Origin of the sequence: Massilia rubra (assembly GCF_011682065.1) — a bacterium.
GTDB classification, from domain to species: Bacteria; Pseudomonadota; Gammaproteobacteria; order Burkholderiales; family Burkholderiaceae_D; genus Telluria_A; species Telluria_A rubra.
In genome coordinates this window covers 44,406-64,122 of the sequence record NZ_VUYU01000014.1, presented here as the reverse complement: position 1 = coordinate 64,122, position 19,717 = coordinate 44,406, and the positions used below count along the sequence as shown (strand labels likewise).

Below are 19,717 nucleotides of genomic sequence, written 5' to 3'. Positions count from 1 at the left end.
TAATGAGGCGCCATGGTAACAAATTGCCAGCGCCAGCGCCAAGAGCCGATCTACTGAGATAGGCTCTATGCCCTTTTGCGAGCGACGCGGCGCTTGCCGCTCTTGCGCGGCGTGCGCAGCAGTTCCAGCACGTACTGCGGATCGGCCGGCTTGGCCAGATGATGGTCGAAACCGGCGTCGCGCGCCAGTTGCTGGTCCTGCGGCTGGCCATACCCGGTCAGGGCGATGAACAGGCAATCGCGAAAGCGCGGCATGGCCCGCAGGCGCCGCGCCAGTTCGTAGCCGGTGATGTCGGGCAGGCCGATGTCGAGGATGAAGGCGTCCGGCGCTTCCGACTCGGCCCAGGCCAGCGCGGCGCTGGCGTCGTAATAGGTGCACACATTGTGCCCGCCGGCGGCCTCCAGGAACAGCGACAGGCTGATCGCGCCGTCGACATTGTCGTCCACGATCATCACGCGCAGCGAGGGGCCGCGCGCGTCGCCGCGGCGGCGCTTGGGGCTCGCCGCAGGCAGCGCTGTCGGCTGGCACGGCAGGGTCACGGTGAAGCTGCTGCCCTGCCCCGGCCCGGGACTGGCCGCCGTCACCGTGCCGCCGTGCAGCTCGACCAGGCTGCGCACCAGGGCCAGCCCCAGGCCGAGCCCGCCCTGGGCGCGGTCCGGCTTGCGCTCGCCCTGCGAAAACAGGTCGAACACGCGCGGCGCCAGCTCGGGCGCGAGCCCTTCGCCGGTATCGCTGACCACCACCACCACGTGCTCGCCTTCCAGGCGCGCCTCGATCCCGATGCGGCCGTTGGGCGGGGTGTACTTGGCGGCATTGTTGAGCAAGTTGGCGAAGATCTGCACCAGGCGCGTCTTGTCGCCGCGCATACGGATCGGGGTCGGCGGCAACGTGACCTCGACCCGGTGGTGCGCGGATTCGACCAGGCTGTGGGTCTGCTCCAGGGCGCGGTCGATGACGGCGTCGAGCTCGATCTCCTCCAGGCTCAGGGTGACCAGCCCGCGCGTCACGCGCGAGACGTCGAGCATGTCGCCCAGCAAGCTGTTCATGTGCTCGACCTGGCGCGAAATCACGTCGCTGGCGTAGCGCACCCGGCGCGCGTCGCCCGGTTGCAGGCGCAGCAACTGGGCGGCGGTGCTGATCGGCGCCAGCGGATTGCGCAGTTCGTGGCCGAGCATGGCCAGGAACTGGTCCTTGGCGCTGTTTTGCTGCTCGGCCATCTGGCGCGCTTTCTTTTCGCCGTCGAGCAAGGCCTGGCGGTCGGCCTCGGCATGGCGCCGGTAGGCCTGCGCCTGCAGCATCTGCTCGCCGGCCGCGTGCAGCGCCGCGTGCAGTTCGTTCATTTCCACCACCCGCGAACGGACCGGCTTGGGCGAGACGCCGGCGCCGAGGTCGGTGGCGGCCTTGACCGCGCGCGCGATCGAGCGCACCTGCTGGCGCCCGAAATACACGGCCAGCGCCACCGCGCACAGCATGGCCGCGAGCATCCCCATGGCGGCGACAAACGAGGCGTGCCGCGCCGAGCGCTCGATCAGTGCGACCGGCGCGGCCACGGCCAGGGTCCAGCCGGACAGGGTGGAATGGGTGAAGACGTCGTAGGATTCGGTGCCTTCCACGGTGTTGTGGCGGATTTGCCCGCTGTGCGCCCGGGCCGCCGCCGCCACCAGTTCCGGGCGCGCCTGCTTGCCGATCAGCGCGCCCGGATTCTGGCTGCGCGCGATGAAGCGCCCCTTGCTGTCGATAATGCCCACCACCCAGCCCGGCGGCACATCCACGCTGGCGATCAGGCGCGTGAAATGGTCGGTCGAAAACGCCACCGTCAGCACATAGCGCTTGCCATCGTCGATCGGCACCGGCACGGTCACCGTGGTGACCAGTCCCTTGACCACCGGGCCGGGAATCACGTCGGACACATAGGTTTTCTGGGTGGCGATCACTTGCCGCACCAGGCCGCCAGCGTGCGGCTTGGGCAGCTCGCTGCCGTAGGGAAGGAAGGTATTGATCAGTTGCTGCCCCTGCGCATCGAGCAGGACGGTCCAGCCGGTGCTGCCACGGTTGGCGCGCCGCGCCTGGGCATAAAACGCTTTCAGGTCGCCTTCGGCCAGCGAGGGCGAGCCACCGAGGACGCGCAAGCCCGCTTCGGCGCTGTAGAGCTCGCGGTCGACCAGCAAGGCGATGCTGTTCGCGGTTTCCCGCAGCCCGCGCAGGGCCGCGTCGCGCTCGGCGTTTTGCAGCATGGCCAGGGCCAGGCTGGCGAACACGATCACCGGCACCAGGATGCCAGCGGCCATCAGGAACAGGTAAGCGCGAATATGCATGCGAATTGCCGCCTGTAATGAGTGCGGTAGCTGAGTCCGCTTATACAAAACATTCTACTTTCCTTATCAGGCTCCTTGTCGCCGCACCCAACCGTGCGCAACGGTTTGCGTCAGAATAAAAATTTCATCGGTGAAAGTTCAATGCAAAAACAACAGCGTGTGGTAACGAACAGATAGGGATCGACGAACTGCGCAAAATGGACTCATTCGCAAACAGGAGCACTACCATGATTCACCGAGCCCTCACCCGCAGCATGTTCTTCGCCGGCCTGATGTTGTCGTCAGCCGTTTTTGCCGACGCCGAGATCGTCAAATGCATCGACAGCGGCGGCAAGGTGACCCTGACCGACGCACGCTGTCCGGCGGCGGAGCAGACCGTGGCGGTGGTGGCGGGCAGCGCCGGGCCGGCCGCGCCCGAGGCGGAAGAGGACAATGACATGGCGCTCGTCAGCGACGAAGCGGCGGACACGCCCGCAGCGGTGAGCGCGCCCACGATCGAGCGCTACAACAGCGCGGCGGCATGGACCAAGCGCGAACTGCCGGGCGTGCGCAAGTTTGCCGCGGGCGCGCTGGCGCGCGACGTGGCCACGCTCAAGGCGGCCCGCCACAGCCTGATGCTGCAAGACAGCGCCGCCCAGAGCGCGCGTTCGCAACGCATCGCCAGCTTGCAGTAAGCGCTCCGGCGGCGCGAGCAAGCGGGGGCGCCGGTCCCGGTGGGCGGGCGGACAAAGCTGAGCTCGGTTACAATGCGGGCAATCTTTCACCCGCACCAAGCTCATGAAACTCCTACCGCTCATCGCACTGGCCGTGGCCTGCGCCCCTGCCCTTGCCAGCGACCGCATCGACGACAGCTGGCACACCTCCGCCGAACTGGGCGCCATCAGCACCTCCGGCAACACCGCCGGCACCTCCGTTTCTGGCAAGATCGACGCACGTCAGGAACTCGATGACTGGAGCAACCAGTACATCGTGGCCGGCCACTTCAAGGAAGACGAAGTCAACGACAGCGAGGGTAAGCGCAGTTCGACCCGCTCGGCCGAACGCTATTCGCTCTCGGCCAAGGCAGCCTACAAACTGGTCAAGGACAACGAAAAACTGTTCGTGCTGGCGGCCCACGTGGGCGACAAATTCGGCGCTTACACCAACTACACCACCATGGCGGTCGGGCGCAGCACGCGCTGGTACAGTTCGCCCGCGGCCAGCGTCGATGTCGAAATCGGCCCGGGCTACTTCAGCGGCGAACGCGCCACCGGCGAGCCGGAAAGCGGCTTCACGGTGCGCGGCGCGGCTGCCATGCGCTGGCAGGTCAGCCAGAGCGCACAGTTCTCTCAAGTGGTCAGCGTCGAGCGCGGCACCTCGAATGTCCACTCGATCGCCGAGGCGGCCCTGAGCACCAAGATCAACGGCACCATGCAGATGAAGGCGGCCTTTAGCGCCCGCAACGATACCAACGTGCCTGCAGACAAGAAGAACACCGATACCCAGACCTCGCTGACCCTGGTCTATTCGTTTTAGGCGAGTCGTTTCAGCCTATTCTTCGCGCAGGCGCGGGTATTGCGGCATGCCGTCGCCGATGCGGTCCCAGTCCAGCCGATACGCGGTAAAAGTATGGTCGCGCGGCGCCACCGCTTCGGGCTCGTCCAGGCTGCAAGTGGTGACGTCGATCTGGTCCGGCGTGTCGTTGCGGGCGTAGGTCAGCTGCGTGCCGCAGGCGGCGCAAAAGCTGCGCGTGACGGCCGGGCTCGATTGAAACTGCGCCGGCGTGCCGGTCGTGACGCGGTAATCGGCGCGCGCCACGCTGAACCAGGCCACATGCGGCGCGCCGCTGAGGCGACGGCAGCTCGGACAGTGGCAAACGGTTTGATGGAACATCCGTTCCGACGTTTCGTAGCGCACCGCGCCGCAATAACATCCTCCCTGCAAACGCATCATCTCCTCCACCGGCGCAGTCATCGTGAATAGCAGTCTAGCGCCAGGCCGCACCGCGATGCAAGCGCGCCCGATTGCGCGGATAATTGCACGTTTGAAACAGACTTGTCACACCGATGACGCAAGCCTCCCCCATTCCCGCCAGCGCCGTACCGCTGCTGTCGCTGGCCGCCTTCGCCAGCGGTATCTCGATGCGCGCCGCCGACCCGCTGCTGCCGCTGTTGTCGCGCCAGTTCGGGGTGCCGCTGGGCGAGGCGTCGCTGGTGATCACGGTGTTTTCGATCGCCTACGGCCTCGCGCAGCTGGGTTTCGGCCCGCTCGGCGACCGCTACGGTAAATACCTGGTGATCGCGCTGGCCACGCTGGCCAGTTCCGGCACCGCCCTGCTGTGCGCCGCCGCCACCAGCCTGCCGGCGCTGCTGGCGATGCGCCTGCTGGCCGGCGCCACGGCCGCGGCCATCATTCCCCTGTCGATGGCCTGGATCGGCGACGTAATCGACTACGAGCACCGGCAGCCGGTGCTGGCGCGCTTTTTGATCGGGCAAATCCTGGGCGTCTCGGCCGGCGTGCTGGTGGGCGGCTTCGCGGCCGACGCCCGGCAGTGGCGCCTGCCCTTCCTGCTGGCGGCGGCAATCTTCCTGCTGGTCGGGCTGGGTTTACTGGCGCTGAACCGGCGCCTGCCGCCGCATGCCAAAACCGTGCGCCCGATCGCCGGCAACGCCGTGCGCCACATGCTCGCCGGGTTCGGCCGGATCGCCGCCCTGCCCTGGGCCAGGCTGGTGCTGCTGAGCGCCTTCCTGGAAGGCGGTTTGCTGTACGGGCCGTTTGCGTTCATCGCCAGCCACCTGCACCAGCGGCACGGCATTTCGCTGGCCCTGGCCGGGGCCGTGGTCATGTTGTTCGGCTTCGGCGGCTTTGCCTTTGCGATGGGCTCGAAAGCGATGCTCGCGCGCCTCGGCGAAGCCGGCCTGTCGCGCTGGGGTGGCCTGGTGCTGGCGCTGTCGCTGGCAGCCGTCGGCCTCGCGCCCGTGTGGTGGCTGGCGATGCCCGCCACCTTGTGCGCGGGCCTCGGTTTTTACATGCTGCACAACACCTTGCAGACGCATGCGACCCAGATGGCGCCCGAGCGGCGCGGCGCGGCCGTGTCGGCCTTCGCATCGTGCTTTTTCATGGGCCAGGCCACCGGCGTGGGGGTGGCCGGGCTGCTGCTGGCGCACGTGGGGACGGCGGCGCTGCTGGTGGGCGGCGCGCTCGGCTTGCTGGCGGTGGCGCTCAATTTTTCGCGCCGCCTGCGGCTGAAATGAGGGGGCCGCAGATTCATATCAAAAAACCAATCTTGCCGGCAAATTTCATGCTACATTGCGCATCCACCGTGACAACTTCAACGCAAAGGGTTTCATGAAACACTGGATCATCGCAGCACTGGTTTTCTCGTCCACGCCGGCATTCGCCGCTACCGCCACCGCCACCACGCCCAAGGCCGATATCGCGGCGCTGGAAAACGTGGTCGAAACGTTTCGCGTGGCCGTCATCAAGAAGGACAAACCGGCTTTCATGGGCCTGCTGTATTCGCCCACGATTGCCTGGATCGGCGTCACCACCGATAACAGCGTCAACATGATCGACGCGATGCGCAAGGACCAGTCCAAACCGGGCTTCAAGAAGGTGTCCGGCACCGGCAGCGCGACCGAATTCATCGATCATATCGTCGAAAGCGAGCAGCGGATCGAAGAAACCGTCGATAAGCTGCGGATCGACTCGAACGGCGATATCGCCCAGGTCTGGTTCGACTACAGCTACGTGCGCGACGGCTACAAGCAGAACTGGGGCCAGGAAGCCTGGCACCTGGTGCGCACCGACGCCGGCTGGAAAATCAATTCGGTGATCTGGTCGATGGAATTTAACCCAGTGCCGCCGCCACGGCCGAAATAGGCGCGCTCGCCACAGAGTCCGGCACGCACCCGCATAATTGCGCGTAGCGCTCTTCGGACACGCCGAGCCGGTGCAGCCAGTTGGCGAAATACAGCTGCAAGGTGGCGCTGTTGTGGTGCGTGCCGAGGTGAAACCGCTCGAAATCCTTGCGGTTCTGGACTTTATCGGCGATCAGCATCTGATTCACCTCGTCCACGCAACTCAAGGCGATCGCATCGTCCGCGCTCTCGCAATGGTGCGCCAGATAGTCGTTGGCCACGCGCCGGTATTCCATCGCCAGCAGCACCACCAGCGGGTCGGGCCGGGCGAGCGCGAACAGCGAGTCCGGCGCCAGCGCGCCAAGCAGCGCAGCGTCGTCCTGAAGCAGCGGATGCAGGCAAAACGCTTCCCTGGCCCGTTCCGGCGCGCCGATTTCATCGAGCAGCGCCAGGCCTTCGTCGATATGCGCAATCAGCGGCACGCCCGAGCGCTCGGCGCGTTTATCCCCATAAAACCGGCAAATCGCCACGTAGTGTTTATTGTCTTTCATTGCGTTGGCTTTCTACAAAAGTGATTAATTCGGGGAAGAACACGTCAAAACCGTCGGCAATCGTGGCGGCATGCCGTTCCAGGTCGTCCAGCGCCGCGCGCATCACATCGCCGTTTTTCGACAGGCGCGTTGAAATGCGCCGCACCGCCCGATCGACACCGGCATAGCTTTGGTATGAGCCGAGCCAGTCCTGTTCGATCATGTAGGGCGCCAGTTCGGCCAGCTTGGGCGGCAGCACGGCGGCCTGCCGGGTCAATACCCCATAAAAGCCGGCGATAAAGTCGGCCAGCGGCACCCCGGAATAGCGCGCCCAGCGCACCGCCAGCACATGGTCGTAGAACACGTCGAGCAAAATGCCGGAATAGCGCCGGCCCGGCCCGTCGAACAGGCTTTTGGCGGCCAACACCACAGGGTGACTGTCGGTAAAGGTATCGACCTTGCGGTGAATCAGGATTTCGGCTTGCGTGACAGCGCTGAACTGCCCGTCCGCGCTGGGTTTGACAAAGTCGCCCAGCAAGGCGCCGAGCATGGCCTCGTCGCTGTAGCGGGCCAGGTAAATATGAGCGAGGTAATTCATGTGGAGCCTGGAAACCGGTGATCAGGATCGCAGCATGCCTGAATATCCAATTTCTTGCAGAAAACATCAGAAATCATTCCGGTTGGATAATCGCTATGGCGCACGGGCGGCATTTACTTGACCGACGTCATGGCGTAGCGGTTGCGTCCGGAATCCTTGGCGCGGTACAGGGCGTCGTCGGCATGCTTGAGCAAGGTGTCGACCCCGGCCAGGCCGTTTTCGGCGGTGGCCACGCCGATGCTGGTGCTGACGATGCGCGCCACGCCGTCGATATCGAAGGGTTTTTCCATGACCTTGATGATCTTGCGCGCCACCACGGCGCATTCGGCCACGGTTTGCAAGCCTTCGAGCAGGATCACGAATTCGTCGCCGGCCAGGCGGCCCACCGTGTCGCTCTGGCGCACGCAGGCGGTGAGGCGGCGGCCGAACTCGATCAGCACGAGGTCGCCGCCACTGTGGCCGAAGCTGTCGTTGATCGACTTGAATTTGTCGAGGTCGAGGTACATCACGGCCATCACGTTGCCGTTGCGGGCGCTGCGGGTCTGGGCGCGGCCGATGCGCTCGGTCAGCTGGGTGCGGTTCGGTAAGCCGGTAAGCGCGTCGAAGCGGGCCAGCGCGCTCAATTGCTCTTCGAGCCGCTTGGCGTCGGTGACGTCGTTGACCAGGCCGGTGACGCCGACCGCGTGGCCGGCGCAATCGACCTGCGGGATGTAGGTGGCGTGGTAGTGGCGCTTGTCGCCGCCCTGCATGCGGGCAAAGTCGAACTTGACGGTGCGCCCGGTGATCGCTTCGTCGAAGGCGCGCTGGTGGATCTCGGCTTCCGCTTCGCTGAACAGGCTGCTCACCAGGCTGCCGTGGATGCGCGCCAGCGGCACCCCGAACCAGCTTTCGTGATGGCGGTTCACGAAGCCGAAGCGCCCTTCCCGGTCCATGAAGTTGACCAGCGCCGGCAGGTTGTCGGTCACCGTGTGCAGCAGGCGCTGCTGCGCGGCCAGGGCCAGCTCGGCCGCCTTGCGCTCGGTGATATCCATCACCATCGTGTAGAAACCGGCGACCTTGCCATCGTGCCCGATGTCGGGAATGTACTCGGTTTGCAGGTAGCGGTTGCCCTTGAGCTCGGCGGCGGGCCGCTCGAACGAGACGCGCCGGCCGGCCAGCGCCGCCGCCATCTGCGCCGCCACCGCCGCGAACACCTTGGGGCCGAACACCTCGCTGACGGTGCGTCCGACGATCTGCTCCGGGGCGATCTCGGTGATGGTGCTGTAGGCGCGGTTGCAGAAGGCGTAGCGGTATTCGGTGTCGACATAGCCGATCAGCGCCGGCATGTTGTCGGCAATGGTGCGGATGCGCTTTTCGCTGGCCGCCAGCACTTGCTGGGTTGCCTTGAGCTCGGTGATGTCGTCGACCAGCACGAAGTAGCCCTGCACCACGCCGTGCGCGTCGATATCGGGATTGTAGGCGACCCGGTCCCACTGGATCACGCCGTGGCGCCGCACCTGGCGCTCGAAGCGCACCGCGCGCCCGCTCAGGGCGGCGTCCAGGTAAGGCTTGCTGACCTTGTAGATATCTTCGCCGACCACGTCGCGCACGTTCTTGCCGGACAACTGGCGCGCCGAGACGCCGAAATAGGCGCTGTAGCGCTCGTTGCCGAAGACAAAGCGCTCGTGTTTGTCGACATAGCCAACCAACGCCGGCACGTTGTCGGCCACCATGCGCAGGTTGCGCTCGCTGTCGGCGACGGCGCGTTCGGCCTGGTCGCGCTCGGCCATGAGGGTGTCGAAAGCGCGCCGCAGCTCGCCTATTTCATCGTCCGCGTAGGGCGCGCCGGGCGCCTGCGCAGCGCGCCCGGCCGCCATTTGCCGGCCCAGGTGCTTGAGCGGCTGTAACTGGCGCCCGATCAGCAGCCAGGCCAGCGGCCCCATCACCAGCAGCAGCAAGGCGGCCACGATGGCCGCGTTCCAGCCGATCGTGCCGGCAAAGGCGAACGCTTCGGCGGTCGGGTACACGCCGCACAGCAGCCAGCCGGTGCTGGCCAGGCGCTTGTACGAGAGCAGCGCCTCGGCGCCGTTCTCGGCCTTCGCGCGCAGCGTGCCCTCGAAGCCGCCCAGGGCCTGCTCGACCGAGGCCGCGCGCTTGCCGCCATCGCCGCTGCGCTGCAGGATGCGGCGCTCGTCCGGGTGCGAGACGAACTCGCCTTCGCGGCTCAGGATATAGAAGTAACCGGTCTTGCCGACCTGCCCGATCGACAGTTCCTTGATGAAGCTATTCTTGGCCAGGTCGATGGCGCCGATCAGGATGTGGCTGATCTGGCCATTCTTGTCGTGGATGGGCGCGGTCATGATGACCACCGGGCGACCGCTGAGCTGGCTGCGCAGGGGGCGCGAGATGATCGGGCCGTCGCTGCGGATGGTGTCGAGAAAATAGTCGCGTGTGGAAAAGTTGCCCTGGCCGCGCATATGCGGATAATCCATGTTGGCCACATGCTCGCCCTGGGCGTCGAGCACCGACATATTGGTGAAAAAGCCATCCATGCTGTGATATTGCTCGAGCTTGTCCTGGAAAGCGGCGGACGCGTGCGGGCGCTGCTCCAGGTCGTGCGCCAGGCGCACCAGGGCTTGCTGGCGGATCATGAATTTGTTGTCGAGGTCGCGCGCGAGCTGGCCGATCAGCGACGTTTCGCGCTCGCCGACCACCGTTTCGATGCCGCGCTGCACGATCAGCACCGTCGCGACCGTCAGCACCGTCGCGGTCAGGACGATCAGCATGCCCACGGCCAGCGAAAAACGCGCCTTCAGCGATACGGGACCAGGAAGCCAGCGGGGACGGTTGAACATGAGCTTGGCGATTGTCGGACGAGTTGGTGTGGACGACGAATCGGCGGGGCTGGGCCGGGGAAATCGGGTAGCCGCCACGACTGCGCGCGCCACCCCGGGCACTGCCGGCGCGGGGTGTGGCGCTGGGGTACCGATGCTTTTGAGTGTACATTATTTCCCATGGAAAATATCACCATGGGGCGCAACAACAACAGTTTCGGTGATGGGTGTTGTGCTGACGCAATCGGCAAGCATCAGCGATCGACGGCGCACACCTGGACGAAGTCGCGCACGCGCGCGGGAATGCCCAGCACGCCCTGGTAATTTTGTGCAATGAACAAGCTTGACCCGGGAAGCAGGCGGTGCAGTTCCTCGGCCGAGGCCAGCGGATGGGCCGCGTCGCCCGCCCATCCGATGATCAGCGCCGGGGTGGCGGACAGGGCGGCCAGGGCCGCGCGCGGCGGCAGGTCGGACAAGGCCGCCCCTTCGTACTGCGCCAGCATGGCCGCCGGGTCCGGGATGGGAGCGCGCCGCGCGGCCAGGTGCGGCGCGGCCTCGAGCAGCCAGGACGGCAGCCCGGCGCCCTGGCTGGCGACCAACCTGGCGAAACGCGCCGCGCCCGCCGTGTGCGCCAGGGCGATGGCGCGCCGGTACAGCGCGGCCTGGGCGACGCGCGCCTCCCACAAGGTGGGCGGCAGGAACAGCACCAGGCCATTGACGCGCGCGGGCTGTTGCAGGGCCGCGTGCAGCGCGCCGGCACAGCCCATCGACCAGCCGCCGGCGATGAAGCGGTGTTCGCCGATGGCGTCGGCCAGGGCCAGCATGTCTTGCCCGAGCTCGCGCCAGGTTGCCGGCGCGCCTGCCGGGCTGCCGCCGTGGCCGCGCGCGTCGTAGCGCACCAGCCGCAGGGAGGCGGGAAAATGGCGCCACTGGAGCAGGTCGAGCGCGTCTTCCGCTTGCATCGACGAGCTCATGCCGTGCGCCCAGAGGAAAGGGGCGCCGCTGCCCGCCGAGCGGACATTCAGGTCAAGGTCGCCTACACGCATGCAAACACGTTACGAAAAGGTGGGGAGGCAATGTAGCACACGGCGCGACCTGGCGGCGCCCTGTGCCGCCCTGCCCGCTGGTGACTGGCGTTGACGACGACGCGTTGGGCCGGGCGCCGCCAGCTTGGCTGCGCCGGCGTCGGCGCGCGTCAAGCGAAGCGCGTCTCCGGCGCGGCCGCGTGTAGTATTTGGCATGCTGCCGACAGGAGTTCGGCATGTTTCCACTACGACCGAGTCAACGATGAAAAGAGACGAACCCAGCGCCGCGAGCCCGGCGCCATCCGGCGAGGTGCTCGCCGCCGCCAAGTCCGCCGGACTGCGTTATGTCAGCGACAACGCGCCCGGCATCACGCGCCAGGCGCACGGCAAGAACTTTATCTACCTCGACGCCGGCGGCGATCCGGTGACCGATGACGATACGCTGGCGCGGATCCGCGCGCTCGCCATTCCGCCGGCCTGGACCGATGTGTGGATCTGCAAGCTGGCCAACGGCCACCTGCAAGCCACCGGGCGCGACGCCAAAAAGCGCAAGCAGTACCGCTACCACGCGAAGTGGCGCAAGCTGCGCGACGAGGTCAAGTATGAGCGCATGATCAGCTTCGGCAAGGCCCTGCCCGCCATCCGCCGCACCGTTGACGCCGACCTCAAGCGTCCTGGCCTGCCGCGCGAAAAGGTGCTCGCCACCATCGTGTATCTGCTGGAAGCGACCATGATGCGGATCGGTAACGAAGAATATGCGCGCACCAACAAGTCGTTCGGGCTCACTACCTTGCGCGACCGTCATGTGCGCATCGACGGCAAGGCGGTCGAATTCCGTTTCCGGGGCAAGAGCGGCGTGTTCCATAACGTCAAGGTGGAAGATAAACGCCTGGCGCGCATCATCGCCCGCATCCGCGACCTGCCGGGGCAGGAACTGTTTCATTACGAGGACGATGACGGCACTGCGCACACGGTCGATTCGTCGGATGTGAACGATTACCTGCGCGAGATCACCGGTGAGGAATACACCGCCAAGGATTTCCGCACCTGGTCGGGTACGGTGCTGGCCGCGCTGGCGCTGCAGGAATTCGAAAAGTTCGATTCGGAGGCGCAGGCCAAGAAGAACATCGTGCGGGCGATCGAGTCGGTGGCGGAAAAGCTGGGCAACACGCCGTCGATCTGCCGCAAGTGCTATGTGCATCCGGCGATCCTGGAAGCGTATCTGGACGGCACCGTTCTCGAAGCGATGCGCGAGAGCACCCGGCGCGAACTGGTGGAGGAGTTGCACGAGTTGCAGCCGGAAGAAGCGGCCGTGGTGGCGTTTCTGCAGCAGCGTTTGCAGGAAGCGCCGGCGAACCGCAAGGAGGCTGGCCAAGGACGGCGTGGCGCAAGTGCCGCTTAGCGCGTTGCCCTGCTGGCAACAGGGCATCGCCATCCCGCGCCAATCAACTCGGCATGAAAGCACATCCTTCGGTTTTCAACATCAATTTTCAGAATGTACTTTGATCAGACGGGATAGTTCTTGCTTGCGGCCTTTCGTCGGCCATCCGCTCATCCTGTCGACCAACACACCATCCTTGAAAAAATAGAAAGTGGGAGTCTCCCAGAATGCAATTTGCTTCCAGCTTGAAAGATCAGAAGCCAACGACATCGTAAACGCTGGATGCTGTTGGTTCCATGATTGGATTTGTGACAGATCGAAGCCGCGATCCACGCGTGATAACCACAATGTCCTTCCCGCCAACAATTGTTGAAGTTCAGGATCGGCTTCGATATCGGATACCGCATTGTGAGTAAAGTGGCAGCGCGTCGCGGACAGCACGATCACGAAAAGTCCTTTGGGAAATACGAAAGGAACTTGTCTGATTTCGGCTGTATCGAAGTCAACATGCCATAATTTTTCACCTGATTTCCGTACGGTTTCGCCGAGCACCGTAGGGGGCATTGCAAGGTGGGAGGATGGATACTTTTGGATAAAACTTGCTGCTTGAGAAAATTGCTCCGTCGAAATATATGCTTCATACATTTTTTGGGAATCGCTATTTTTATGCTCACCGATGCGCGCAAGAGCGTCGAATGCGTCGCGCATATGGTTGGCGAATCGAGGATCGCCCGTATAGAACTCCGCAATATCGGCCGCGTTGAATAATTGCTGCAACGATTTCCGATTACGCGACCCAAGCAGTTTTCGCCGATATCGCTCAGGCAAGAGACGCAAATAGGCATCCGCTATTGTCCGCCCACTTGCTGTGCTGGACACGCCCGACCTCACTGCGGCACGCTCAACCTGCGCAAATCGATCAAATGCGGAGGGGATTGGGTTGGCCTGCGCCCCACCGAAGCCGGTAGTCCAGGCAATCAGGAATAGAAAGAGATATCGCATTGCCATAATACGGCCCGGTACGCCAGGGCCGTGCTTGTCCTTTGTTAGCAGGTTTTGATTCACAAGTTCTCCACGCGCATGCGATCCTAAGTAAGTGCGCCGCGGGCCCTATCGAACAATCCACCGATGCCGATGCCGACGGTATAGGCCACCAGATCACGCCAGTCGAAGCCGCTGCCGAGCACCAGATAACCCGCCTTGGTAGCGCGCAAATGCCTGATCCACGGGGCTTGGTACAACTGCGAAAACTCGATGGCAAAGGCCGTGCACAGCGCCAGCATGACGAGGGTTCCGGTTCTTGCGCGCGGCAAACAGAACGCCCACAGCAAAAACACCAGCAAGGCCCACAGCGCATCTCCGGGGTAATTGCCGAAATAATGCGACAGCACCGAGGGATAGCGGCGTGTCGCCATCCCGCATGCAATCACGATCACGCATCCCGCAGCAATCCAACGTCTGTCACGCACCATCCGAACGGTACTCCTTGTGTCAACTTGTCTGAAAGCCCGACGACGTGCTCAGCAGCAGCGCGCCTTCTTGCCGATCACGCAACTGGCGCAAAACGCGCGGTTCTTGAGGTGGGCGGCAAAGATGAACAAGCCGCCGATGCTGGTCACGACGGCTTCGGCGCCGTGCCCGTAACGCGGGCCGGCCACCAGCACCGCCGCGCAGCAACAGGCGAAGCCGCAGGCGCCCAGGGCCAGCACCAGCGCGCGCCGGTGCTGGCGAAAACCGGCCACCAGGGCCACCAGCGCCGGCAGCGCAACGACGATGAGCAGCCATGCGTGCAGCCCGTCGTCATGCGGGAACCAGTTGACCAGGGGAAAGGCGGCCAGCAACAGCGGCGGCCCGAGGCAGTGCAGCAGGCACAATGCGGCCGCCGTCATCCCGGCGTAGTCCGCCACTCCAATTACGCGTTTTATCATCGAACTGACCAGCCTTGCGCTGCTTGGTGCAACTGTGTTGCAAAACAAGATCATAGCCCAAGCCGGCCCCAAACGCAACCGGATTGCATATGCACCACCAGCCGGCCTCGTGACGGCCTTAGCTGCGGCCTTTGCCGCGGGTGTTGAACAAGGACTTGCCGAGCGGCTCGTCACTGTGGCAGGGATAGCCGGCATTCCCGGCCGCTTCCTTCAGGCGCTTGGCGAGGGCGACGTTGCGCGCCACGCCATCCCCATGACGCAGCGCCTGCGCGTAGCGGCAACGCCCGGCCGGGTGACCGGTATCGGCGGCGATCTGGTACAGGCGCACCCCCGCCGTCTTGTCGGCGCGCGTGCCCCAGCCCATGAAGGTCACGTCGCCCAGGTTGACCGTCGCTTCCAGCATGCCCGCCTCGTGTGCCTGCTGGAACATCTTGACAGCGCGCGCCTGGTCCCGCGCCACGCCATCGCCGTAGCGGTACAGGATCGCCAGATTGTTCAACGACGGCGCGTAGCCCTGCGCGGCGGCGCGCTGGTACATCGACAGCGCGCGCCGCTGGTCGGCCTTGACGATCACGCCTTCGATGTAAAAACGTGCAAGCTGATGCTGTGATTGCGCATCGTTGTTGGCGGCCGCCGCTTCGAACCACTCGATTGCCTTGACGTGGTCGCTGTGCTTGCCATCGGCTATGTACATCCTGGCCAGTTCCGACTGCGCAGCGACTCTTGCCTCCGGCCCCCTGCCCGCCTGGGCAAACAGGGTCATGGCGCTCGCGCGGTCCACCGGCATGCCCTTGCCTGCGGCGAGCACGGCTGCGGCATTGAATGCGCAGTCATTGTCACCCCGGGCGGCGCACTTGCGCCAGTAGGCCACGGCCTTCGGCACGTCCCTGGCGACGCCGACGCCCTTGTAATAGTGCACGCCCAGTTGAAACAGGGCGCCCGGATAGCCGGCGCCGTCGGCTTTTTGCAGCCACGCAATTGCCTTCGGAATGTCGGGCGCGCCGTCAGCGACGCCGTCGCCGTCCATCACGCCGAGGTTGTATTGCGATTCTCCATGACCCTGCTCGGCCAATACCAGGAATTCGGCGTAGGCCTGCGCTTCGTTTCCTTCAGAATAGGCCTTTGCCGCATGAGCGAGGCGCGCTTCGCCCATGGCGGTCAGCTTGCCATTCGCATACAGGCTGCCCGGCGCGGCGCCGCTTGCGCCACTCGCACCGGTAATGCCGGCCTCCCGCGTGGCGCACCCGTACAACAAGACCAGGCAAGTCAGGGCGCCGGCATAGCGGCGCGAGATCGTATTCATTATCAGCTTCCCTCTATCCGTAATGACCATGGGCGCGGCGCGCCCTGTTGGTGCAACAGATCGGCATATTGGCATAGTTGCCCGAATGCATGCTTGATGCGAAGCAAGCCTGAGAGCGGTCCGCCGGCGCCGTTAAAGCCTGCCAATCCGGTTCAAGGGCGAACCTTGACCCGCCGGTTGACCAGATACTCGCCGAGCGGCGCGTCGCTGTCGCACGGCGCACTGGCATTGTTCGCCGCCTCCTGCAGGCGGTTGGCCTGGCCCGGATTGCGCGTGACGCCGTCGCCATGGCGCAGCGCCTGCGCGTAGCGGCAGCGCCCCGCCGGATGCCCGGCATCGGCGGCCAGCTTGTACAGGTCGGCCGCCGCCGTCTTGTTGGCGCGGACGCCCCAGCCTTTGAAGCTCATGTCGGCCAGGTTCACCGTGGCCTGCATGTTGCCGGCGTCATGCGCCTGCTTGAACATGGCAAGCGCCTTCTTCTGGTCCTTCGGCACGCCCTCGCCGAAACGATAGGCGGCCCCGAGGTTGTTCAAGGACATCGGCTCGCCCTGCTTGGCGGCGCGCTGGTACAGCGCCAGCGCTTTGCGTTTGTCGGCCTTCACGCCATACCCATTGCTGTAGATCAGGGCCAGGTTGTACTGGGCCTCGGCATCGTTGCCGGCCGCCGCCTGCTCGAGCCACTGGCGCGCCTTGACGAAGTCGCGCTCCTTGTTATCCTGCAGATACATCTTGCCCAGCTCGGACTGGGCGGCCGGCAGCGCCCCCGTGCCGCTGCCGGCTTCGGCAAACAAGGTCCTTGCCGCCGCCTCATCGCGCGCTACGCCCAGGCCTCCCGCCAGCGCCACGCCGGCGTTGAAGGCACAGCGTTTCTCGCCCAGCAGCGCGCATTTGCGCCAGTACACCAGGGCCTTGGGCACATCCTTGGTCACACCTTCGCCCTTGTTGTAGCGCTGGGCGAACTGGAACTGGGCTTCGGGATAATTGCCGTCGGCCGCCTTGTGCAACCAGGCCAGCGCCTTGCTCATATTTGCCGCGCCGGTGTCGCCGTCGCTCTCCATCACGCTGATGTTGAACTGCGACTCGGCGTAGCCTTGCTCGGCGATCCCCAGCCACTCGGAATACGCCAGCGCCTTGTTGCCCGCCTGATACGCCTTGAATGCGCGTTCGCGCCGCGCCTCGCCTTCCGTGGTCAGTTTGCCGTTGGCGACCAGGCTGCCGGGCGCCGCGCCGCTGCCGCCCGCCGCCGCATCGGCGGTGCCGGATTCCTGCGTCGCGCAGGCGGAAAGCAATACCAGGGCGATCAGGCCGCTCGCGCAGCGGCTGGTGAGGGTGTTCATAGTCAATTTCCTGCTCTTTTTGCTGTGTAGTCGGAAACTCGCACGCCCGCTGCGCGCCAGTCGAAATAGTGTTTGTGCAACAGAGCGGTATTTTCACACCAGTACTCGCGAAAATGTTGGCTAAATTCAATGTTTTACGCAAAATAGATGCGGCTATGCGTCTGGAAGCCTTGCCTGCGTGCCGAATCCACAACAAAATAAGCACTTGACATGTGACAAATACCACCCTAAGCTTGCGGCCATGAACTCAATGGACATCCTCTTTTTTACCTTCGCCCTTCCCGGCACGTTGCCACAACGTCCCGGGCCGCGATAGTGCGCCCTTGATTCGCTCGTAACGAGCACCCATCACAAAGGCCCACTCCGGGCCTTTTTTGTTTTTGCAGTGTCGCTTTTCCCCACTCAATAGTTGCTTAGGAGTATATATATCATGAAGTCAGCCGACGAAGAACGCGCGCGGGATCACTGAACAAGGGTGGTCGCATGGCTCCCGCGGCGCTTGTCTCACAGACAATCTACGACCGCCCGCTATGTTTAGAAAGCACCATCATGACTGCGACAGTCCTTCGCGCCAACACGCGCAACTTCGGTATCATTGCCCACATCGACGCTGGCAAAACCACCCTGTCCGAACGCATCCTCCTCAAAACCGGCGAGATCCACCGCGCCGGCGAAGTCCATGAGGGCACCGCCACCATGGACAGCATGGACCTGGAAAAAGAACGCGGCATCACCATCGGCGCCGCCGCCACCCGCGCCTTCTGGAACAAGCACGCCTTCACCCTGATCGACACGCCGGGCCACATCGACTTCGCCATCGAAGTCGAACGTTCGCTGCGCGTGCTCGACGGCGCCGTGACGGTGCTGTGCGGCGTGGCCGGCATCCAGCCCCAGACCGAAACCGTCTGGCGCCAGGCGCAAAAGCACGGCGTGCCGACCATCGTGTTCATCAACAAGATGGACCGCGCCGGCGCCGATTTCGGCCGCGTGGTCGCCCAGATCGGCGCGCGCCTGAACGCGCTGGCCGTGCCCCTGACCATTCCGGTCGGCGCCGGCGACGCCTTCGAAGGCGTCATCGACGTGCTCGGCCAGCGTTTCCTGGCATGGGATGCGGCCGGCCTGATGAGCGCAACACCCCTGCCCGTGCGGCTGCAAGCACAGGCGGCGGCAGCCTACGCCCACGCGGCGGCGGTGGCGGCCGACGCCAGCGACGCGCTCACGCTCGCCTTCCTGGCCGATGACACCCTGTCGCCGGCGGATGTGCGGGCCGGTCTGCGCGCCATGACCCTGGCACGGCGCGCGCTGCCGGTGCTGGCCGGTTCGGCCTACCGCAACGCCGGCATCGAGCCGCTGCTCGACGCTGTCGTCGACTGGCTGCCCTCGCCCGACGAGCGCGCCGCTCCCGTGGCGCGCCTGGACGATGCCAAGGTCACCGTCGGCACCGGCGACGCCGATCCATTGGCGGCGCTGGTGTTCAAGGTGGTGCACGACGAGCACGGTTCGCTGTCGTATGTGCGCTTGTACGGCGGCACCCTGCGCGAAGGCGACGTGGTGTGGAACGCCTCGCTCGGCGCGAGCGTGCGCATCGGTCGCCTGTATGTGATCCATGCGGACCGCCGCACCGCCGTGGCCCAGGCCGAGGCTGGCAGCATCATCGCCATCGCCGGCCTGAAAGAGGCGCTGACCGGGCACACGCTCTCGACCAGGGCGACGCCGCTGGTGCTCGAAACCATCCACGCCGGCGAACCGGTGGTGGCGCTGGCGATCGAGCCCGGCAAGGGTGGCGACCGTGGCAAGATGCTGGCCGCGCTCGACCGCTTCCGCCGCGAGGATCCGTCCTTGCGCCTGGAAAGCGATCCGCTCAGCGGTGAAACAGTGCTGTGGGGCATGGGCGAGCTGCACCTGGACGTGGTGCTGGAACGTGTGCGCCGCGAAACCGGCGTGGAAGTAACGGTCGGTGCGCCCCAGGTTGCCTACCGCGAAACCATCGCCGGGCCGGCGGTGGAACTGGAAGGCAAAGTGTCGAAGCAAAACGGCGGCAGCGGACAGTATGCGCGGGTCGTGTTGCGGGTGGAGCCATTCAAGGGCGTGTTTGCCTTCGAGAATGCGATCAAGGGCGGTGTGGTGCCTGCGAACTTCATTCCCGCCATCGAAAAAGGTGTGCGGCATGCGCTGGCGCAAGGTCCTCTCGGCTACCCGGTGACGGGCGTCAAGGTGACCCTGCTCGATGGCGACTACCACACGGTCGACAGCAACGACATGGCGTTCATGGTCGCGGCCAAGGAAGGCACGCTGGCCGGGCTCAAGCGAGCGCATCCGCTGATGCTGGAACCGGTCATGACGGTCAGCGTCGATGCGCCGGCAGTCAATGCGGGCGATGTCATCGGCGACCTGCAGCGCCGTGGCGGCAAGGTGCTCGGCATCGAAGAGCAGACCGGCCGGGTGGAAGTCGTTGCCGACGTGCCACTGGCCAGGCTGTTCGGTCACACGACCAGTTTGCGCTCGCTCTCGCAAGGACGTGCGTTTGCCAGCGCGGTGTATGCAAGGCACGCGCCGTGCATGCAGCCCCGCACCGAGGCGATGGCTGCGTAATCATGTTGTAAAGTAAGTCCGGGGCCGGAAAGCGATTTCCGGCCCTTTTTCGGCTT

Annotated in this window: 17 protein-coding genes; 6 read left to right on the top strand and 11 right to left on the bottom strand. The window is 64.9% G+C overall.

Annotated features, from left to right (window positions below; translation table 11 throughout):
- Positions 1–65: 65 nt before the first annotated feature.
- On the bottom strand, positions 66–2,315 hold the full coding sequence (locus F0185_RS20240; RefSeq protein WP_167227478.1) for a hybrid sensor histidine kinase/response regulator: 2,250 nt from the start codon (positions 2,313–2,315) through the stop codon (positions 66–68).
- A gap of 227 nt (positions 2,316–2,542) precedes the next feature.
- Between F0185_RS20240 and F0185_RS20235 the strand changes: the two genes are divergently transcribed.
- Positions 2,543–2,989 (top strand): DUF4124 domain-containing protein, encoded by a 447-nt coding sequence (locus F0185_RS20235; RefSeq protein ID WP_167227476.1) that lies wholly within the window; start codon positions 2,543–2,545, stop codon positions 2,987–2,989.
- A gap of 103 nt (positions 2,990–3,092) precedes the next feature.
- Positions 3,093–3,830: a DUF481 domain-containing protein gene (locus tag F0185_RS20230; protein ID WP_167227474.1), complete on the top strand. Its 738-nt coding sequence runs from the start codon at positions 3,093–3,095 to the stop codon at positions 3,828–3,830.
- A gap of 15 nt (positions 3,831–3,845) precedes the next feature.
- Here F0185_RS20230 and F0185_RS20225 read toward each other — a convergent pair whose 3' ends face one another.
- The gene (locus tag F0185_RS20225; RefSeq protein WP_229477106.1) at positions 3,846–4,247 is read right to left on the bottom strand and encodes a GFA family protein; all 402 of its coding nucleotides are present in this window, start codon (positions 4,245–4,247) and stop codon (positions 3,846–3,848) included.
- A gap of 113 nt (positions 4,248–4,360) precedes the next feature.
- On the opposite strand from F0185_RS20225, the gene F0185_RS20220 reads away from it, so the two are divergent.
- Together F0185_RS20220 and F0185_RS20215 are read left to right on the top strand one after the other, a co-directional pair.
- Complete coding sequence (locus F0185_RS20220; RefSeq protein ID WP_167227470.1) at positions 4,361–5,548, top strand: MFS transporter; 1,188 nt, start codon at positions 4,361–4,363, stop codon at positions 5,546–5,548.
- Between the two features lie 94 nt (positions 5,549–5,642).
- Positions 5,643–6,176 (top strand): Cif family virulence factor, encoded by a 534-nt coding sequence (locus tag F0185_RS20215; RefSeq protein ID WP_167227468.1) that lies wholly within the window; start codon positions 5,643–5,645, stop codon positions 6,174–6,176.
- Here F0185_RS20215 and F0185_RS20210 read toward each other — a convergent pair.
- From F0185_RS20210 to F0185_RS20195, 4 genes are all read right to left on the bottom strand, one after another.
- Positions 6,145–6,705, bottom strand: a complete 561-nt coding sequence (locus tag F0185_RS20210) for a hypothetical protein (RefSeq protein WP_167227466.1) — start codon at positions 6,703–6,705, stop codon at positions 6,145–6,147. The genes F0185_RS20215 and F0185_RS20210 overlap by 32 nt on opposite strands.
- Positions 6,692–7,282 carry an acyl carrier protein phosphodiesterase gene (locus tag F0185_RS20205; protein WP_167227464.1) on the bottom strand — a complete coding sequence of 197 codons (591 nt, stop codon included), beginning with the start codon at positions 7,280–7,282 and terminating at the stop codon, positions 6,692–6,694. The genes F0185_RS20210 and F0185_RS20205 overlap by 14 nt, the downstream gene beginning before the upstream one ends.
- Before the next feature lie 113 nt (positions 7,283–7,395).
- Entirely contained in the window at positions 7,396–10,116 is a 2,721-nt protein-coding gene (locus tag F0185_RS20200) for a sensor domain-containing diguanylate cyclase (protein ID WP_167227462.1), read from the bottom strand.
- A 233-nt stretch (positions 10,117–10,349) separates the two neighbouring features.
- Positions 10,350–11,141 (bottom strand): alpha/beta fold hydrolase, encoded by a 792-nt coding sequence (locus F0185_RS20195; RefSeq protein WP_167227460.1) that lies wholly within the window; start codon positions 11,139–11,141, stop codon positions 10,350–10,352.
- Between the two features lie 241 nt (positions 11,142–11,382).
- On the opposite strand from F0185_RS20195, the gene F0185_RS20190 reads away from it, so the two are divergent.
- Positions 11,383–12,522 (top strand): DNA topoisomerase IB, encoded by a 1,140-nt coding sequence (locus F0185_RS20190; protein WP_167227458.1) that lies wholly within the window; start codon positions 11,383–11,385, stop codon positions 12,520–12,522.
- 81 nt (positions 12,523–12,603) lie between these two features.
- Here F0185_RS20190 and F0185_RS20185 read toward each other — a convergent pair whose 3' ends face one another.
- The 5 genes from F0185_RS20185 to F0185_RS20165 all read right to left on the bottom strand — a co-directional run bounded on the left by F0185_RS20185 (position 12,604) and on the right by F0185_RS20165 (position 17,069).
- Positions 12,604–13,566 carry a YbbN family protein gene (locus tag F0185_RS20185; RefSeq protein ID WP_167227456.1) on the bottom strand — a complete coding sequence of 321 codons (963 nt, stop codon included), beginning with the start codon at positions 13,564–13,566 and terminating at the stop codon, positions 12,604–12,606.
- Positions 13,567–13,589: 23 nt separating this feature from the next.
- Positions 13,590–13,973, bottom strand: a complete 384-nt coding sequence (locus F0185_RS20180; protein WP_167227454.1) for a ribosomal maturation YjgA family protein — start codon at positions 13,971–13,973, stop codon at positions 13,590–13,592.
- A gap of 48 nt (positions 13,974–14,021) precedes the next feature.
- Positions 14,022–14,429 carry a MerC domain-containing protein gene (locus F0185_RS20175; protein WP_167227452.1) on the bottom strand — a complete coding sequence of 136 codons (408 nt, stop codon included), beginning with the start codon at positions 14,427–14,429 and terminating at the stop codon, positions 14,022–14,024.
- Between the two features lie 118 nt (positions 14,430–14,547).
- Positions 14,548–15,732 carry a tetratricopeptide repeat protein gene (locus F0185_RS20170; RefSeq protein WP_167227450.1) on the bottom strand — a complete coding sequence of 395 codons (1,185 nt, stop codon included), beginning with the start codon at positions 15,730–15,732 and terminating at the stop codon, positions 14,548–14,550.
- 152 nt (positions 15,733–15,884) lie between these two features.
- Positions 15,885–17,069: a tetratricopeptide repeat protein gene (locus tag F0185_RS20165; protein ID WP_167227448.1), complete on the bottom strand. Its 1,185-nt coding sequence runs from the start codon at positions 17,067–17,069 to the stop codon at positions 15,885–15,887.
- Between the two features lie 549 nt (positions 17,070–17,618).
- On the opposite strand from F0185_RS20165, the gene fusA reads away from it, so the two are divergent.
- The gene (gene fusA, locus F0185_RS20160) at positions 17,619–19,661 is read left to right on the top strand and encodes an elongation factor G (protein ID WP_167227446.1); all 2,043 of its coding nucleotides are present in this window, start codon (positions 17,619–17,621) and stop codon (positions 19,659–19,661) included.
- Positions 19,662–19,717: the final 56 nt, after the last annotated feature.

Coding starts and splice junctions, on each gene's coding strand:
- F0185_RS20240 (WP_167227478.1), bottom strand. CDS start 2,315: ATGCATATTCGCGCTTACCTGTTCCTGATGGCCGCTGGCATCCTGGTG.
- F0185_RS20235 (WP_167227476.1), top strand. CDS start 2,543: ATGATTCACCGAGCCCTCACCCGCAGCATGTTCTTCGCCGGCCTGATG.
- F0185_RS20230 (WP_167227474.1), top strand. CDS start 3,093: ATGAAACTCCTACCGCTCATCGCACTGGCCGTGGCCTGCGCCCCTGCC.
- F0185_RS20225 (WP_229477106.1), bottom strand. CDS start 4,247: ATGATGCGTTTGCAGGGAGGATGTTATTGCGGCGCGGTGCGCTACGAA.
- F0185_RS20220 (WP_167227470.1), top strand. CDS start 4,361: ATGACGCAAGCCTCCCCCATTCCCGCCAGCGCCGTACCGCTGCTGTCG.
- F0185_RS20215 (WP_167227468.1), top strand. CDS start 5,643: ATGAAACACTGGATCATCGCAGCACTGGTTTTCTCGTCCACGCCGGCA.
- F0185_RS20210 (WP_167227466.1), bottom strand. CDS start 6,705: ATGAAAGACAATAAACACTACGTGGCGATTTGCCGGTTTTATGGGGAT.
- F0185_RS20205 (WP_167227464.1), bottom strand. CDS start 7,282: ATGAATTACCTCGCTCATATTTACCTGGCCCGCTACAGCGACGAGGCC.
- F0185_RS20200 (WP_167227462.1), bottom strand. CDS start 10,116: ATGTTCAACCGTCCCCGCTGGCTTCCTGGTCCCGTATCGCTGAAGGCG.
- F0185_RS20195 (WP_167227460.1), bottom strand. CDS start 11,141: ATGCGTGTAGGCGACCTTGACCTGAATGTCCGCTCGGCGGGCAGCGGC.
- F0185_RS20190 (WP_167227458.1), top strand. CDS start 11,383: ATGAAAAGAGACGAACCCAGCGCCGCGAGCCCGGCGCCATCCGGCGAG.
- F0185_RS20180 (WP_167227454.1), bottom strand. CDS start 13,973: ATGGTGCGTGACAGACGTTGGATTGCTGCGGGATGCGTGATCGTGATT.
- F0185_RS20175 (WP_167227452.1), bottom strand. CDS start 14,429: ATGATAAAACGCGTAATTGGAGTGGCGGACTACGCCGGGATGACGGCG.
- F0185_RS20170 (WP_167227450.1), bottom strand. CDS start 15,732: ATGAATACGATCTCGCGCCGCTATGCCGGCGCCCTGACTTGCCTGGTC.
- F0185_RS20165 (WP_167227448.1), bottom strand. CDS start 17,069: ATGAACACCCTCACCAGCCGCTGCGCGAGCGGCCTGATCGCCCTGGTA.
- fusA (WP_167227446.1), top strand. CDS start 17,619: ATGACTGCGACAGTCCTTCGCGCCAACACGCGCAACTTCGGTATCATT.